Genomic DNA, 16936 nt, shown 5'->3' with positions numbered 1-16936 from the left:
TTCCGCAGCGAAGTGAGGACTGTTTGAGCGACTGGACGCTCGCCTGCGGGCTCTCGCTGGCTAGTAAGCGGCTTCCAGTATCTCCATCGCTACCTCAAGCGTGATCTCGGTCTCGTTGTAGAGCGCGGCGCCATCGTAGCGGGCTTGCTTTGCTACGGTGGGCAGGCCTTCACGCGTCACGCCCAGTTCAGACAGGCGCAGCGGCACGCCGTACTGCTCATGGTAGAGGTTGTTTAGCGCAAACAGGTGCTCGCCAAACGCGCGGTCGCGCTCAGCAGCTGAAGCACCAACTCCCAGGTCAGCAGCCCGCGCCGGAGCCACATACGGCAGCAACTCGCCGTACAACCCCGCGTGTATGCCGTTGTTCAGGTTGTAGCGCACGCAGTGAGGAAGCAGCATCATCATGGCCTGGCCATGCGGAATGTGGCAGAGGCCGCCAAGTGAATGTCCCAAAGCATGCACGATGCCCACCATCGCGTTCGAGAACGCCGCACCCGCCATGAGCGAGGCCAGCGCCAGGCTCGTGCGCGCGTCCACGTTCGCCCCATCGCGGCAGGCCACGGGCAGGTTTTCGGCAATAAGCTCAATGGCTTTCACGGCGAACGCATCGCTCACGGGGTTCTTCTGAATGGACGTGTACGCCTCAATGGCGTGCGTGAGTGCATCCATGCCGGTGGTGGCGGTCAGCTTCGGCGGCAGCGAAGCGGTCAGCGCGGGGTCAAGCACAGCCACGTGCGGCACCAGCTTGTAGGACGTGAACGACAGCTTAGCGTGCTTTTGCGTGTCGGCCACCACAGCCACGAGGGTCACCTCGCTGCCGGTGCCGGCGGTAGTGGGTACGGCGATGAACGGCGGCAAGTCTGCCTTCAAAATTTCCGAACCCTGCAGCGTGGCGAAGTCGACGCCCGCGCATGCAAGCGAGGCGGCCGCACCCTTCGTCGTGTCAATTACCGAGCCGCCACCGATGGCCACAAACCCGTCGCAGCCGCGTTCGGTATAGAGGCGCGCCACCTCGTTCACCACGTCCATCGACGAGTCGGGCGGCACCTGGTCAAACACCTCATAGGCCACGCCGGCTGCGTCCAGAACGGCAGTCAACTTTGCTGCCACGCCCAGTTTCACGAGACCCGCATCCGTCATGACAAGCGGGCGCGCCACGCCCCGATCGGCCAATTCATCAGGCAATTTATCCAAAGCATGCTTGCCGCAGACAATCTTCGTGGGACACGCAAACTCAAATCCTTGCACAATGGCTCCTTACGGTCGAACAGCGGAAGGCCAGCTGGCGGAGGTGCGATACGTCGCGCGCCAGCCGAAGAAGAGGCGCAAGAGCGCGGTAAATAAATAGGTAAGCGCGACGCCCGTGTCGTTGGGTCCGCGAGTAGAAAACGCGCGCTCGGCCAGTGCGCCCTTCAACGTCATGCCGCCCGAAAAGCACCGGAACGCATAAGCCAGCGAACGAAAGTCAATCACGTAGTCCACGGCCACGGCTCCCGGTTGCGCACTTGCAAGCCCGCTTCCCGGCTCAACATCGCGCGCCACGCGCGCTGGCGGCACGCGGTGAAACGTCCCTGCCGCGTCGCGCTGACACACGCACGCTAAACTCGTGCCGCGCACCGACAACATAAACGTGTAGCCGTCCGCCAGATAGTCCACCTCGGCCCGAATCTTCGGCGACACGTGCTTGAACAGGTTAATCGGGAGGGGAAGCAAGCGCAGCAGCACGCGGACATACAGCGCTTGAACACGCTCGCCCAACGGAGAGCGCGGAGACGTTGGATTGATCATAGGTACTCCTTTGGCATCATCGTTGACGCTCTTCGTATGATACGCTCCGTCGTTGGCCGCGCACGCGAATTCCACGAAACGCCCCGCCGCCTCGACGGAAGGCATCTCTTCGTCCGTCCGCTCTACGCCGAAGGGTGTACGGGCGGGTTGCGGCGGGTACACCAAATGGTGTAATTCCATGACGCAAAGGTGACAATTGCGCCCAAGGTCTCCTGACCAGGGGCCTCGCATGGTAAGGTGAGCGCGTCATCCAACATGAGTGCGGCGATCGTCTACCGATCGAGTATCCAAGGAGTGTGAATCACATGACCGACACACAGGGAACCACCCCCGGCGGCACCCCCGTTCCGCCCGCGCCGGGCGACGAGCATGCCCAGCACGCAGCAACCTCGGCTTCATCAACCCCAGCAGCAACCCCAAACACCCAGACCGGCTATCAGCAGTCGTACTACCAGCAGACCTATCAGCCGCCCCAACCGGGCCACACGCCCGGTAAGGTAACGGTGGAGAAGAAGTCGCACGGCCTGCGCACCTTCCTTCTGGGATTCGCTGGCGCGGCGCTGGCCTGCGTCATTGGGCTTGGCGGCTTCGGCATCTGGCAAGCTGCGACGGGAGGCGGCTCCTCGGCGGATAACGGCTCCAACAACAGCGGCCAGACGCAGCTTGGTTCGCAGAACTCTTCGAGTGTCAACGCCAAGGAATCGGATTCTGACCTCACGTTGCCCGAGGCCGTGGCCAAAAAGGCCCTTCCGTCCGTCGTCGCTATTGACGTGTATTCGAACCAGTCCGCATCCGGCATGTACGGCTTCGGCATGGGCTCGAATAGCGGCTCGAACTCTGGCACGCTGACGCAGTCTTCGCTGGGAAGCGGCGTGGTGCTCACCGACGACGGCTACATTATTACTAACTACCACGTGGTCGAGGGCGGCGATGCCTTCAAGGTAACCATCGAAGGCGAACAGTACGACGCCGAAATCGTGGGCAGCGATCCCAGTTCCGACATCGCCGTTATCAAGGCGAAGAACGCCAGCGGTCTTACCGCAGTGGAAATTGGCGACTCGGACGACCTCATCATTGGCGAGTGGGTTATGACTATCGGCAGCCCGTTCGGCCTTGAGCAGTCCGTGGCAACGGGCATCGTGTCGGCCACCAGCCGCTCGCAAATCATGGACAACAGCTCGTCCAACCCCTACGGCGGCTCCGGGGAAACCACCATCTACCCGAACATGATTCAAACCGACGCGGCCATTAACCCCGGTAACTCCGGCGGCGCGCTCGTCGACTCCGATGGCAAACTCATCGGCATTAACACACTTATCACGTCCTATTCGGGCAACTACTCGGGCGTCGGTTTTGCCATCCCGGTGAACTACGCCGTGAACCTGGCGCAGCAAATCATCGACGGCAAGACGCCCACCCACGCGCAGCTTGGTGTGTCGCTGTCCACGGTGAATGCCCAGAACGCTCAGCGCTACGGTCTGCCCACCGACAGCGGTGCCTATGTGGCGGCTGTGAACAGCGGCTCCGGCGCAGCTGAGGCGGGTCTTGAAGTGGGCGACATCATCACGAAGTTCGACGGCAAGGATGTTACGTCTGCCAGCGACCTCATGTTAGATGTACGTTCGAAGAACCCTGGCGACAAGGTGAAGCTGGAAGTGAACCGCAACGGTCAAACCAAGGAAATCGAGGTCACGCTGGGCTCCGACGAGTCCACCCAGGCCTCAACTCAGCAGAACAACGCTCAGGAATCCATGCTGGAGCGCCTGTTCGGCGGCAGCTCATCCAACCAGGATGCGGCCTAACAAAGCCCTCACGTCTGTCCTTTGCGTGAAATGACCGAAAACGACCGTGCGATAAGCGCGGCCGTTTTCTTTTTCAGGTAAGATTGTTTGAACGAGTGCACTGAACAAGGCGTCGAAGGGAAGAGGGCTTATGTCTGAAGAGTATCGCTACCGTCGCGTGTTGCTGAAGCTATCCGGCGAGGCGTTGGCGGGAGACGTCGGCTATGGCATCGATCCGAAAGTAGTGGATGACCTGGCCGACCAGATAGCCGACATCGTACGCGATGGCGTGCAGCTGGCCATTGTGGTGGGTGGCGGCAACATCTTCCGCGGCTTGTCCGCTTCGGCTAAGGGTATGGATCGCGCCCAGGCCGACTACATCGGCATGCTGGCTACCGTCATGAACGCGCTGGCCCTGCAGGATGCTTTCGAGCGCCATGGTATTTTCTCGCGCGTGCAGAGTGCCATCACCATGCAGGAGGTGTCGGAACCCTACATCCGCCGTCGCGCCATTCGCCATTTGGAGAAGGGTCGCGTGGTTATTTTGGCTGCTGGCACGGGCAATCCCTACTTCACTACCGACACGACGGCGGCCCTGCGCGCCTGCGAGCTGGACGCAGACTGCCTCATGAAGGCCACGAAGGTGGACGGCGTGTACGACAGCGACCCCACGAAGAACCCGGATGCCAAGCGTTTCGACCGCATCAGCTACATGGATGTGCTGTCGAAGGGCCTGAACGTGATGGATTCCACGGCGACGTCGCTCTGTATGGACAATCACCTGCCCATGATCGTGTTCGACCTTACGGTGAAGGGCAACATTTCGCGCGCTTTGAAGGGCGAAAACGTCGGAACCACGGTAGAATAGGCGCAAGCACAAACGCGCGTCGGCTGCGGCCGGGCGCGCCGCAAGGAGCCGGGTGAAAGGATTCGGGATATGGTCAACGATATCATGGCGCAGGCAGAGGAGCGCATGCAGAAGGCCCTCACGTCGCTGCACGATAATTTCGGCGCGGTTCGCACGGGGCGCGCGAACGCGATGCTGCTCGACCGCATCAAGGTGGACTACTACGGCGTGCCGACACCGGTGAACCAGATGGCGGGCATCAAGACGCCCGACGCGCACATGCTGGTCATCGAGCCGTGGGACAAGGGCGTTCTAGGTGCTATCGAGCACGCTATTCTGGAGAGCGACTTGGGCGTGACGCCGTCCAACGACGGGTCGGTCATCCGCCTGCCGTTCCCCTCGCTGACCGAGGAGCGCCGTCGTGAACTGGTGAAGCAGTGCAAGGTGTACGCCGAGGAAGCACGCGTTGCCGTGCGCAAGGCTCGCCAGGACGCGAACGCCGCTTTGGAGCGCGCCGTCAAGGACGACAATCTGCCCGAGGACGACGAGCGCCGCGCCCAGGCTGACGTGCAGAAACTCACCGACAAGTACGTAGCCGAAGTGGAAGCTGCCTTCAAGAAGAAGGAAGCGGAAGTGATGGAGATTTAGGTTGCGCGGGCCTACGGCCCGCGCAACCGCTCGACGCTGCGAAGCGTCGCGGCACCCCGCCTTGCCGCTCCAAGCTTTCGTCGCGTACTTAAGTACGCTTCCTCAAGCTTTCACGGCAATTCGGGGCACCTCGACGCTTCTCGCTGACTTACTACGCCAACCTGTGTCACCCTCTATCAACCTGTGCCCTTTTGTTGGCTCGTGCTTTTGAACTTCAACCAGAAAGCGCTACTTTATTGAATAAGCCGCTTGAGTACATATTTCCGAACCCGCCGGCGGATCTTGATCCGACGCAGCTTGACCCTGCGGCGGTGCCGGAGCATGTGGCGGTTATCATGGACGGCAACGGGCGCTGGGCGAAGGAGCGCGGCAAGAATCGCCTGTTCGGGCACAAGGCCGGCATTGAGGCTGTGCGCGAAACCATTCGCTGCGCGTCAGACGTGGGTGTGCGCTACCTCACCATCTACTCGTTTTCATCCGAGAACTGGAAGCGGCCGCAGGACGAGGTCATCGGCCTTATGAACCTGTTTGCCACCACCATGCTTGCCGAGGTGGATGGCCTGCACGAGGAACACGTGCGCGTTATGACTATCGGGCGCACCGACGCGCTGCCCAAAAAAACGCGCGACGCGTTCGCCAAGGCGTGGGAGAAAACGAAGGACAACGACGGCATGACACTGATCGTGGCCGTGAACTACGGCGGACGCGTGGAACTGCTCGACGCTGTGCAGGCCTATATGGATGAAGCGCACGCCGCCCTGCGTGAGGGTCGCACGCCGGAGCCGCTGTCTGAAGAAGCGTTGGCGGCGCACCTCTATACCGCGGGCATTCCTGACCCTGACCTGCTCATTCGCACGAGTGGTGAAATGCGCGTGTCGAACTTTTTGCTGTGGCAGATTGCCTATTCCGAATTTGTGTGCACGGATGTGCTGTGGCCGGACTTCGATCGGTACGAGTTCTTGCGGGCGCTGTTGGAGTTTCAGGGGCGCGATCGTCGGTTTGGGGCGGTGAAGTAGCGTGTCCGATCGAACGGACGCCGAGCTTGCTGCCGCCGAGCGCTCGCGCAAAGAGCGACTCAAAGAGTTCGCGCAGGACAAAACCCCCAAGAAGCTGAAGAATCCCACGAACTTCCAGGTGCGCTTCCGTACGGGCTTCATCTACATTGCGGTGTCGGTGGTGTGTATCCTGGTGAGCGAGTGGACTACACTGGCGCTGCTGGTGGCCATGGCCGGCATTACGGCTGGCGAATTCTACTACATGCTGCGCGCTGACGCGAAACTACCCAACGAGATGCTGGGCATTGTGGCCGCGATGCTGTACCCCGTTGGGGTATTTTTCCTGGGCATAGAGGGCGCGCTCTACGTGAGTCTGGCGCTGCTGCTGGCACTTATCGTGTGGTACGTGTTTTGGATGCGTGCGCGTGTGCCCGACGTGGGCGTGAGTTTCTTTGGCGCTGCGTACTGCGGCATGCTGCTATCCAGCATCATCGTGGTGCGCCAGTCGCTTGAGGCGCCGTGGGGCGGGGTGCTGGTGCTGGGTATTTTCCTGAGCGTGTGGGCGAACGACTCCTTTGCCTACCTGGTGGGAAGCAAGTTTGGCAAGCATAAGCTGGCACCGCGCACATCGCCGAAGAAAAGCTGGGAAGGGTTTCTGGCGGGGCTTGCGGGGTCGGCGGTGTTCTGGTGCTTGATGACGCTGGTGCCCGGTGTGGTGATGAGCATCCCGCAGGCTATCGTATTTGGCGTGATCAGCGGACTCATGGGCGTGCTGGGCGACTTGGCGGAAAGCCGCATCAAGCGCAACTCCGGCTTCAAAGACTCCGGCACCATAATGCCCGGTCACGGAGGCCTGCTCGACCGGTGTGACTCACTGTTCCTGGTGGCTGTGACGTCGGCTATATTGCTGGTGGTTGGCGGGTGCATCCCTTATTAGGTTTTGGGTTCCGCCGACCGTTAGGCAGAAAATGGCACAAAGGGCGTTTTGTGTACGGATTTCAGGCGCTCAGAGGCGAGCGAAAGGAATAGTGGGCGACATAATCCCAGGTGGCCGATAGTCGCGTTTGCCGGGCTCCTCAAAAATCCGTACACAAAGCGCCCTTTCTGCCATTTTCGGTAAATATACGTGCAAAGCTACATTAAGGGTGACCTAGAGGGTGAACATATGAAGCGCATTGTGGTTCTGGGGTCTACGGGGTCTATTGGTACGCAGACGCTTGACGTGGTGCGACGGCATGCGGATAAGCTCCAGGTGGTGGGGCTGGCCGTGGGTACGCGGGCGACTGAGTTGTTGGCGCAGGCGCGCGAGTTCGGCGTGCGCCACCTGGCCGTAGGCGACGAGCGCCTAGCAGGCGAAGCTGTGGCCGATGAACTGCGGAGTGTCATTCTGGCCAAGCAGTCAACTCGCTTCGTCAGCGAGTGCGACGCTGCTCCTTCTGCCATCCTGCGCGAAGGTCGCGAAGCGGCCGTAATTGAAGGATCCCGCGCGGCGTCAGCGGGCGAAGTTTCCGAGCCAACACTCGGGTTTGGCGCAGAAGCGGTTGCTGCGTTGGCCCAGCTCCCCGAGGCCGACATCGTGGTGAACGCGCTGGTGGGCGCGGCGGGCCTGCGAGCTAGCTACGAAACGCTGCGCGCAGGCAAGGTGCTCGCGCTGGCCAACAAGGAATCGCTCGTGGTGGGTGGCGACCTCATCATGCCGCTGGCCGCTCAGGTGGACGAACAGCGCCGTGCATCCGGCGTGGCACCTGCCACCGGCCCGGCTGGCGCGCTCATGCCTATCGACTCAGAGCACGGCGCCATCTACCAATGCCTGCTCGGCGAGGACGCGCGTGAGGTGTCGCGCCTGTGGGTGACCGCATCCGGTGGCCCCTTTCGCGGTCGCACGCGCAGCGAGTTGGCGAACATCACGCCTGCTCAGGCGCTCGCACATCCCACGTGGAATATGGGTGCGAAAATTTCCATCGACTCATCCACGCTCATGAACAAGGGCCTTGAGGTTATCGAGGCGCACCACCTGTTCGCCATGCCGTACGACCGCATCAGCGTGGTGGTGCAGCCGCAGAGTGCCATCCATTCCATGGTGGAATTCGCCGACGGCAGCGTGAAGGCGCACCTTGGTACCACCGACATGCGCATTCCCATCCAGTTCGCGCTCAGTTACCCCGAGCGCTGGGACGCGCCGGTGGCTCCGCTCGACTTCCGCACGCTGGGGTCGCTCGAGTTCGCCGCGCCCGATGAGGACACGTTCCGTTGCCTCGCGCTCGCGCGCCACGCGGGTGAAGTGGGCGGCACACTGCCTTGCGTCATGAACGCTGCCAACGAGGTGGCCGTGGCCGCATTTCTTGCCGAAGAAAGCTCCTACCTGGGCATAGCCGCGTGTGTCGAAGCCGTCATGGACGCCCACGAACGTGCTGGCGTGCAGCAGGTAGAAAGCCTCGACCAACTAGAAGCCCTCGACACCTGGTCGCGCACCGAAGCCCGCCGCCGACTATCGTAAGTAGTTCCAGAGTTCTCGATACCCTTATTCTCATGCCGCCAAGGTAAATGCATCTACCCGTGCAAAAGACAACACGGGTAGATGACAAGACCTCCTTGAACTGGCTATCTATAGTCTAATCTGTGATTATTCACTCCTTTGAACCTTAAATGCTACTTATATTCTGTCGATATATCATAGGCGCTTACTCAAAATAATGAGGTACTAGCACTACGATCATTAGAGACGACATGGATATTTTTGACGTCCTTTCAGCAAATCTCAGGTTCTATCGAAAGCGTACGGGCCTTTCACAGGAGGGGCTTGCAAACGTCTGCAACCTCCATCGAACGTATATCGGAGGGATTGAGCAGCGGCGTATCAACGTGTCGGTTAAAAATCTCCAGAAAATTGCTGATAGCTTAAACATCGAAGCTTATGAGCTTTTGAGGCCTAATTCTGACCGTCGCTAGCCTCTTGACGTTTGCGGCGCTTGAGGGAGACAGGTGTCATTGCTAGAGCCCCCAGACATCAAGAAGAAAGTTACATACCTAATCCAAGAGTCCCGGCCATGAAGGATACCCAAGGAACGAGTATCGCCACGAAGATAATTGCAGGAATGATGCCTGCTTTGGCTACGTCGGCAAACGTGAAGTAGCCCTTCGCATACGCTACTGTGATCGTGGGATTCAGCGGCAAGATGAAGTTTCCGGACACAATGGCCACAATGATAAGCATCGGAACCGCAGGCGGAATCCCAGCTGCTTCAGCGAACACAAAAAGCGGAGGCAGGAAAATGGTGAGGATTGCGGGTGCGACGGGCAAAAACGTGTGAAGTAGGTAAGCAAACGCGCCAATCAGTAGGAGTGCAACCAAAGGATCCATGGCAAGCACGCCACTGGAAAGGAACAGGTTCGCTATGTAAGCGGCTCCGCCAGTTGCTCCCAAAATGGATCCCAGAGATAAGATGCCTCCCAGCATGAGAACGATATTCCACGGAACACCTTTCTGCATATCCTCCCATTCGAGTAGATTCATGCCGGGCATAAACATAATAGCCAAACCAATGACGGCTACGGTTGTGGTATCCAGCAGGGGAATCCAGTTGCCAAGAATCCACAGCACCGGAATGCCGATGAGCATGACGAGTGCCTTCTTCTCCAAGGTACTGAGCTTGCCCAAATCGCTCGTTCCCGAAAGAATAGTTTCGATATCGCCTTCAGTGATGGGCTCGGGTTTGAGGATTTTGACGAGGAAGATCCAGCAAATGGGAATGAGAACAATGGCGAAGGGAACACCCACGAGCATCCACTGCAAAAAGCCGATGCTTGCGCCGTTAAACTCTTGGAGCATACCTAGCGCCAAGACGTTCATGGAGTGTCCAGCGGGTGTGCAGAATCCGCCCATGATGGCAGCAAAGGCTACACCTATCATCAGGCATTTTCCAAGATTGGACTGGCCGGGCTTGTGACCGATGGCTTCCAGAAACGGAAGTGCCAAACCCATAGTGATAACAACAGCTCCCGTGTCGGTCATAACGGTAGAGATAAGCGCCGAGCCTATCATGAACGCTAGTACGAGTTTCTTGGAGTTAGGACCGGCCCATTTGACAAGCCTTCTGGTGAGTCGCTGTCCCAGGTTTGTCTTCATCATCAGAATGGTTAGGCTGAACACGCCGATGACGAAAAACACCGTCGTGCCACCAAATCCGGAAAACACCGTTTTGAGCGGAACGACGTTGAACATTCCCGCCAAAACGAGAACGAGAATGCCGGTGACTCCTGCGGGAAAAGTCTCGCAGATCCAGAGAATGACGGCCGTTGCCATGATGCCCAGGCCCATAGCTCCCTCGTGGGAGAGTGCTTCGGTGCCTGGCACCATGCATGATGCGATCATGACGACGATCGACAAGACGATGCCCACTACTCCCTTGACAGAGAATGTTTTCTTCAAGGCTTCAGAACTCATGAGTTCACCCCTTTCAGGCGGCGAGCGCGGACCGAGGCCCGTCGCCCGCCGCTCCCCTTATTACCTACTTAGCTCGCGAACACTTGCACAGGTCCTACGTTGCGGTCCTCTTCAACGGTGGAAGCTTCCAGCATGCGAGAGAGATAGCCTTCGGCTTCGACATAGAGCTTCCAGTTGGCTTCGGGAACACAGTGGAACCAGAAATCGCCGAATTCGTCGGTTTCGGTAACTAGAACTTCCCCAGAATCCACGTTTTCTGCCGTAACCTTTGCGCCGATTACCACCTCGTCTGCCTCTAGGTCTACAACAAGACCAGCGAGGAAGCGCTTGGGAAGGTTGAGGTAGTGTACGCGTGGGCAGTCTGTTTTTGCACGCTCTGGTACGAGCGCTTCGGCGATTGCCAATTCGGATTCAAAATCTTCTTCATCGCCGAAGCGTAAAGCGCCATGAGGACACACATCGACACAGTGAGGAACCTCTCCTGCATCAACGAGATGCGCGCAACCTGTGCACTTCTGAGGAAGCTCAAGTTCTTCGTTCCAGAAAATGGCTTCATAGGGGCACGCTTCGACAAGTTCCTTCAAACCTTTTGCCTTTTCTGGGTCGATGATGACCAGGCCATCGTCTCGACGAAAAACCGCTTCCGGTGCAGCCTCGATGCAGGGTGCATTCTCGCAGTGTTGGCAGATGTGAAGCAGGTAAGAAACCTTGACTTTTGGCACTTGGCCACAGACACGTTCTTCAATATGTGTCCAGAAGTGGCCGGTGTCAGGTTGGGGTTTTGCCCAAGGGGACCAGTCATTGTCGACGTGCTCGTCTTTGCATGCTATCTGGCAGTTGCGGCAACCGTTGCACTTTGCGTGATCGAATACAAATACTTTTCCCATGATGCTATGCTCCTTCCACGACGCGCGCCGTGGCGACGAGGCCGCAATCGGGATCGTAGTCGCGGTTGAAGGCCTCGGGATATTCTTCGGCGAGCTTGAATACATCTACCTTTTCCACACCCACCAAAAAACCGCTGGTCACTTCTCCGAATGCGTGGCTTGAAGTAGTTGCGTATGGTGCGATGAGGTTGTTCGCGCCACCGCGGTCGAGTCCTCCGCGTCCAAGTACGATAGAGTCGACGCGGCTGCCATGATCCTGGTAGACGACGCCGGGCATGATGCGTTCGGTTACGCGTACGCCTCCCAGCACAGCGCCACGCTCGTTGTGGAGCTTAACGACATCGCCGGTGCGCAGACCGAGCTTTCCGGCATCGATCGGGTGCACCCACACCGGCTCATACTTGTAGCCGTCGGGACCGGTTACTTTTACGTATTCTTCCATTTCGCGGAACCAGGTGACGTCGTCGAGGTTCGCATGGACACGCCAGCGTGGATGGTTTGATACGAGAAGGAATGGGTACTTTCTCCCACGTTCGAGATATTGCCGTTCCTGATGGCCTGCGCCTTCATCCACCCAGTGAGGTACGGGGCCACGTTCCTTGTCGTCGGGAAACTCGTCAGCCAAACGCGTGGAATAGTATTCCAACTTACCAGAAGGTGTTGAGAGTGGATGCCCTTCGGGATCGTCATGGAACTGGCTGAGGCCGACCGGCAGATCTTCCCACTTTTCCTTTGTAGGGAATGCGTAGTACTGCTTTTCCTTAAATTCATCAAACGTCATCTTTTTTGCGGCGCCGGTATTTTCGAAGCCAGCCTGGATGTATTCTTCGCAGGTTTTACCGCCCATGTAACGCTCATACAGGTTTTCGTAAATACCACCGTACTTTTCAAGCTTCTTAGCCACTTCGCCAACGGCTTCCATATCGGACTTCGACTCCAGGCGAGGCTTCACTGCTTGGCGTTCAAAGTACACAACGTTCCACTGCCCGTTGTCTGAGTCGGTTCCTATGTCCTCGGTTTCGAACTTCGTGTTGGTGGGCAGAATGATGTCGGCGAAGAAGCAGTCGTTTTCCATCCAAGGATGCTGCACGATGATAAATTCGATGGACTCGTGACGGAGCGCTTCCTGCATTTCGTTGCCACCGTTCCAGCACGTTTCCCAACACGGAGTGTCAGACCAGATCATATGCAGGCGCTCGTTGCCCTCAAGGGGGAAGGTATAGGGGCCGTCGAACTGGTCTTCGCGCGGGAAACCGGCACCAATGTGACCATACCAACTCACCGGAGGGTTCATAATGGCTTCGGGGATCATCGTTTTCGGGATGAAACTTTTCGGGAAGCTGCGGAACCAGCCGCGGTAGGCGGGGCTACAGTTGGGGATTTCTGACGAAGGGGGCAACGGGGTGACTGATTCCATGCCGTAGAGCGTCCATTCGATGAACTTGAATTGATTGGCTCCTGGCTTACCGACGCTTTGCATCCCTAAAAGAGCCACTTCAAGGCGCGCTGGCTCGTGAGCGAAGCAGGAGCGTATGTAGCTTCCGCCGTTGCAGTGTGCAATGGATACGGCATGTTTTGCCCAGTAGCGGGCGAACGCCTTAATAGTGTATGACGGAACACCGCAAATAGCTTCAGCCCATTTTGGTGTTTTGGGTACACCGTCTTCTCCACCCATAACATAGTACTTAAAGTTCTCGAACCCAATGCTATGCGTGTCGAGATAGTCCTGGTCGTAGGTGCCTTCCTTAATCCAGGTATAGGCGATAGCCAGCTGAAGCGCCGCATCGGTGTTAGGCTTAACGGGTATCCAGAAGTCGGCATGCACAGCGTTGGTATAGTTCACGTCGGGCGAAATGTGAATCTGTTTCACGCCCAGTTCCGTGAACCAGAAGCACAAACGGCTTGCCAAATAGCCTCCCCAACCAAGCGGGGTTGTCTCTACGTCGCAGCCCCAGAAGAGCACAGCGTCACCATTTTCAGCGATGTCTTTGATGACGTTATTCTGCAGCGAGTTTTGGCCGAGTGGATCCATGCCCCAGATGTGCTTGGCCCCCCAATACCAGCCCTCCCAGCTGTCCGGTTGCCGTGTTTGGAGTGTGTAGCTTCCGATGAGGTCAAACATGCGACTTTGGCAGCCATGCGGGGCGTGAACAAACTTCGTTTCGCCATGGCCGTCAAGTTCACACAGGATGGACGCCGGACCGTACTGGTCATGAATACGCTTGATTTCGGCTGCGGTGATTTCGCACGCCTCGTCCCAGCTGATGCGCACGTAGCCACTGGTGCCGCGGTTTTGCGGGTTGCGCTCGCCCTGGGGATCCCAGTCCACGCGCTTAAGTGGATAAGGGATGCGATTCTTCGAGTAAACGCGCTTTTTGTAACACAGTGACAACGGTGAGATGAGTGTCTTGAAGCCCGGCTCAAAAGTAGAACCACGCGCTTCTATTTTCCAGGCGTTCAATTCCTCAGGTGTCTGATGTTCGTCGAAGTGGAAGGGCCGAATGCGCAGAATCTTGTCGTTCTCTTCGTCGATGTCGACGGTGCACGCGTTTGTGCCGATGCCAAAGCTGTTGAAGCCAAGGCCCTTTACGATAGGCGTGCCTTTCACGTTGTTTCCCATAGTTTCTCTCCTCCGATACACGTGTTTCCGTCGATTAGGCCTTCGGTGCTGGTGGCTTGGGGACGGAAGGGGCCTGCGGGACGCTGGGAACCTTCGGCGCGCCGGGAGCTGCCGGCATAGCAGGAGCTCCAGGAGCGGGGGCAGCTTTCGCGCCACAGTTGGGGCATTCGCTGGCCGTCGGATCGACTTCGGCTCCGCACTTCGGGCAGATGATGGGGCCGTTATCGATAGTGGGCGGTCTGAAGCACATAGGAACACCTCCTTTCGTATTCTTGATGGAAGCGATATTTCCCCAGTAACAAGGGAGTTAGAGCTGTTGAATGAAGAAAAGCGCTTGGCTTGGCTTGTTTGACAACTCTGCCATCAGGTCTTCGAGCGGTCCTACCTGAAGACATTTCGATTGACAGTGGTGGGCGCAGGAGGCAAGCTTTCCCTTTGCGCGGCGTGTTACGCATCCGGTGCACTGTTTGGTGGGAAGAGCTAGATGGGTGTATTGCCAATTGTCCTCGGCAATTTCCCAAGGGCCGACGGTGTGAACAGAGATGCCTGTCTGTCCAACGGGAAGACCGTGCTCCATTTGGCAGGCAACTTCGCAGCTATGGCAGCCGGAGCACCACTCATAATCGATGAGCATTCCGATGTTTTCCATGAGTCACTCTCCTTCCTGAATGCGGTAAATCTTGCAGAGGGCGGTTTTGTAATTTGAACCAAAGCCACTTTTGCCGGGCGACCATTGCACAAGGTTGTTGATATTGAGCTCGAACACGTCATAGAAAGATTCAGGATCGCCTTCAGGGAGCCACCAGGCATGATCCGTGCTACACATGCGGGGGTCGATGACGGGTGTCGCCACAGTTTTTCGTTTCGCACGACCAAACTGGTTCTCGACCCACACCCACTCTCCGTCCCTGAGTCCAAAGCGCTCAAGCGTTGTAGGATGAACTTCGATGATGGGGTCGGGGTGGAGCGCGCGCATGCGTTTCACTTGGCGATGCTCGGAATGGAACATGCTCCACGTACGTGCACCCGTTGTGAGCACAAGCGGGTACTCCTCCATGAGTTCAGGAGTTGCGCCAGGGCCAGGGGAGGGCTCTTCGAAATAGGGGAGTGGATCAAGTCCGACACTCTGGTAGAACGTCGACCAAAGCTCAATGCGGCCAGTGGCGGTGTTGAATCCAACAGCGCCATCCTTGCGCAACATGCCCTTCTCGTGTCGGTGGTATTCGAACGGAGGATAGGCGGGCGCTTTCTGCTGGAGTTCTTCAAACGTCATGCCGGTGTCGTCCTTTAAGAGGAAGGTGAACATCTCCTCGACCGTCTCCCAAGGCCACGCTTCAGGGTTGAATCGACGACCCAGTTCAAGGTTGATTTCCATGTCGGACTTGCATTCACCGATACTGGTCACCTTGTTGATGGTTTCTCCTCGTTGTGCGCCGTCTCCGAGGCGGATGCCGTTGCGCTCGGGGAAAGTGGCTGCGGGCAGAATCACATCGGCCAGTGCCATGGCGGTGGGAGTCATAAACAAATCGACGTAGGCAATGAAGTCGATGGTTTTAATCGCACGGTAAAGGCGTTGAGGGTCGGCAGCCATGCAAGAAAGGAAGTTCGAGGTTTGAATCCATGCGCCATGTATGCGATAGGGCTCACCCGTTTCGAGTTGCTCGACGATGCAGTCGGGCTGTGCCTCGGAAGCAAACAGGGGGTACTTCTTTTGACCGATGCGCTTTTCGGCTGCTTCGGCGGGAAGGAGATCCTTACCCCAGCCGCCCACGTATTTCAATATTTCCGGAGGAACTATCATTCCTCCCGGAACCTCGATGTTGCCGGTGATCTCGAAAAGGGTAGAGATAGCTTGGCCTGCAGGGATAGCCTCTTTCGTCATGTCGACGGCCACGCCCCACTCAAGAGCCGCTGGTTTGCTTTGAGCAAGCAGACGGGCGGCGGTGATAATCTTTTCTTCAGGTACCCAGGTTATGCGAGCTACACGTTCAACAGGGTATTCTTGAACGCGTTCGCGCAACTCGTCAAACCCATAGCACCACTTGTCTACAAAATCATGATCGTAAAGGTCTTCGTTGATAATGACGTATAGCATGCCGAGCGCGAGGGCGGCGTCTGTTCCGGGGCGGACACGCAAATGAGCGGCCGCTTTTGATGCCAGCCAAGTGACTTTCGGGTCAATGACCACAATCTTGCTGCCGCGCTTCATGAGGTCGACCACCCAGTGTCCGAAAAAGCCGTCGGAATTGGACACGACGCAGTTGTTACCCCAGATGAAAATTGTTTCTGGGATACAATACTCCGGATTGTCGTAGCGATCGGGATGGACTTGGGAACAGTCAGGAACGAGGAAAGCTCCAACTGTGCCAGCCAAGCCGATGACGCGTGGTACATAGCATGCAGCGCCGCTGAGGAAGAGTGAAAAGTTGGGGCTGCCGAATGACCAGCACAAACGAGTGATATACGGTGCGATATCGCGCCCGGTGCCCTGCATGAACAGAACTGCTTCGGGCCCGTATTCACGTTTGATTTCCTTGAACTTCAACTCTATAAGATCAAATGCTTCATCCCATCCGATGCGTTTCCAGGTGTCTTTACCTCGATCAGTTGGATCGCGCTTGAGCGGGTAGAGGAGGCGGTCTTCGTGGTTGGTGACTTCAGGCAAATCAAGACAGCGGGGGCACAGGCGTCCTTGGTTGTAGGGATTTTCGGGGTCGCCTTCAACCTTGACAAGCTTTCCCTCCTCGTCGGTGTAAAGCAGCACGCCGCACCCGAGATGGCACCCGGGGCCAGACCATGCGCTCCCCCGCGTCACGGTGAGGTCACCCTCTTTATAGCGGAATGGCTTTTCGTGATCGACGAACAAGTACCGTGATTCCTCCATGTCTTCCTCCTGTCTTTACGCTCGAAACGCCGTGTTTGCTGT

Annotated in this window: 15 protein-coding genes; 7 read left to right on the top strand and 8 right to left on the bottom strand. The window is 57.7% G+C overall.

All coding sequences use genetic code 11. The annotated features are described in order from the left end of the window. Positions 1–60: 60 nt before the first annotated feature. Together QNJ86_RS02785 and QNJ86_RS02780 are read right to left on the bottom strand one after the other, a co-directional pair. Entirely contained in the window at positions 61–1248 is a 1188-nt protein-coding gene (locus QNJ86_RS02785) for an iron-containing alcohol dehydrogenase (protein ID WP_283831057.1), read from the bottom strand. 9 nt (positions 1249–1257) lie between these two features. Further along, positions 1258–1788 (bottom strand): D-alanyl-D-alanine carboxypeptidase, encoded by a 531-nt coding sequence (locus QNJ86_RS02780; RefSeq protein ID WP_283831056.1) that lies wholly within the window; start codon positions 1786–1788, stop codon positions 1258–1260. Positions 1789–2093: 305 nt separating this feature from the next. Between QNJ86_RS02780 and QNJ86_RS02775 the strand changes: the two genes are divergently transcribed. From QNJ86_RS02775 to QNJ86_RS13875, 7 genes are all read left to right on the top strand, one after another. Next, complete coding sequence (locus QNJ86_RS02775; RefSeq protein ID WP_283831055.1) at positions 2094–3590, top strand: S1C family serine protease; 1497 nt, start codon at positions 2094–2096, stop codon at positions 3588–3590. A gap of 130 nt (positions 3591–3720) precedes the next feature. Beyond that, the gene (pyrH, locus tag QNJ86_RS02770) at positions 3721–4437 is read left to right on the top strand and encodes a UMP kinase (RefSeq protein WP_283831054.1); all 717 of its coding nucleotides are present in this window, start codon (positions 3721–3723) and stop codon (positions 4435–4437) included. Positions 4438–4506: 69 nt separating this feature from the next. Beyond that, entirely contained in the window at positions 4507–5064 is a 558-nt protein-coding gene (gene frr / locus QNJ86_RS02765) for a ribosome recycling factor (RefSeq protein ID WP_283831053.1), read from the top strand. Between the two features lie 236 nt (positions 5065–5300). Beyond that, entirely contained in the window at positions 5301–6080 is a 780-nt protein-coding gene (gene uppS, locus QNJ86_RS02760) for an undecaprenyl pyrophosphate synthase (protein ID WP_283831052.1), read from the top strand. Between the two features lies 1 nt (position 6081). Then, entirely contained in the window at positions 6082–6996 is a 915-nt protein-coding gene (locus tag QNJ86_RS02755; protein ID WP_283831051.1) for a phosphatidate cytidylyltransferase, read from the top strand. A gap of 228 nt (positions 6997–7224) precedes the next feature. After that, positions 7225–8556, top strand: coding sequence for a 1-deoxy-D-xylulose-5-phosphate reductoisomerase (gene dxr / locus QNJ86_RS02750; protein WP_283831050.1), 1332 nt, complete (start codon positions 7225–7227; stop codon positions 8554–8556). A gap of 230 nt (positions 8557–8786) precedes the next feature. Beyond that, positions 8787–9008 (top strand): helix-turn-helix domain-containing protein, encoded by a 222-nt coding sequence (locus QNJ86_RS13875; RefSeq protein WP_365994067.1) that lies wholly within the window; start codon positions 8787–8789, stop codon positions 9006–9008. A gap of 70 nt (positions 9009–9078) precedes the next feature. Here QNJ86_RS13875 and QNJ86_RS02745 read toward each other — a convergent pair whose 3' ends face one another. The 6 genes from QNJ86_RS02745 to QNJ86_RS02720 form a co-directional block, all read right to left on the bottom strand. Further along, the gene (locus QNJ86_RS02745) at positions 9079–10503 is read right to left on the bottom strand and encodes an SLC13 family permease (RefSeq protein WP_283831049.1); all 1425 of its coding nucleotides are present in this window, start codon (positions 10501–10503) and stop codon (positions 9079–9081) included. 68 nt (positions 10504–10571) lie between these two features. After that, positions 10572–11390: a 4Fe-4S dicluster domain-containing protein gene (locus tag QNJ86_RS02740; RefSeq protein WP_283831048.1), complete on the bottom strand. Its 819-nt coding sequence runs from the start codon at positions 11388–11390 to the stop codon at positions 10572–10574. A gap of 4 nt (positions 11391–11394) precedes the next feature. Further along, positions 11395–14010 (bottom strand): molybdopterin-dependent oxidoreductase, encoded by a 2616-nt coding sequence (locus QNJ86_RS02735; protein ID WP_283831047.1) that lies wholly within the window; start codon positions 14008–14010, stop codon positions 11395–11397. A 34-nt stretch (positions 14011–14044) separates the two neighbouring features. Next, complete coding sequence (locus QNJ86_RS02730; RefSeq protein ID WP_283831046.1) at positions 14045–14260, bottom strand: zinc-ribbon domain-containing protein; 216 nt, start codon at positions 14258–14260, stop codon at positions 14045–14047. Between the two features lie 57 nt (positions 14261–14317). Beyond that, positions 14318–14659, bottom strand: coding sequence for an oxidoreductase (locus QNJ86_RS02725; RefSeq protein WP_283831044.1), 342 nt, complete (start codon positions 14657–14659; stop codon positions 14318–14320). Positions 14660–14662: 3 nt separating this feature from the next. Further along, the gene (locus QNJ86_RS02720; RefSeq protein ID WP_283831043.1) at positions 14663–16876 is read right to left on the bottom strand and encodes a molybdopterin-dependent oxidoreductase; all 2214 of its coding nucleotides are present in this window, start codon (positions 16874–16876) and stop codon (positions 14663–14665) included. Positions 16877–16936 lie beyond the last annotated feature (60 nt).

The sequence above is a fragment of the Gordonibacter faecis genome, from assembly GCF_030077735.1.
GTDB lineage: Bacteria > Actinomycetota > Coriobacteriia > Coriobacteriales > Eggerthellaceae > Gordonibacter > Gordonibacter faecis.
The sequence above is the reverse complement of the archived record's forward strand: the minus strand, read 5'-3'. Positions and strand labels throughout refer to the sequence as shown.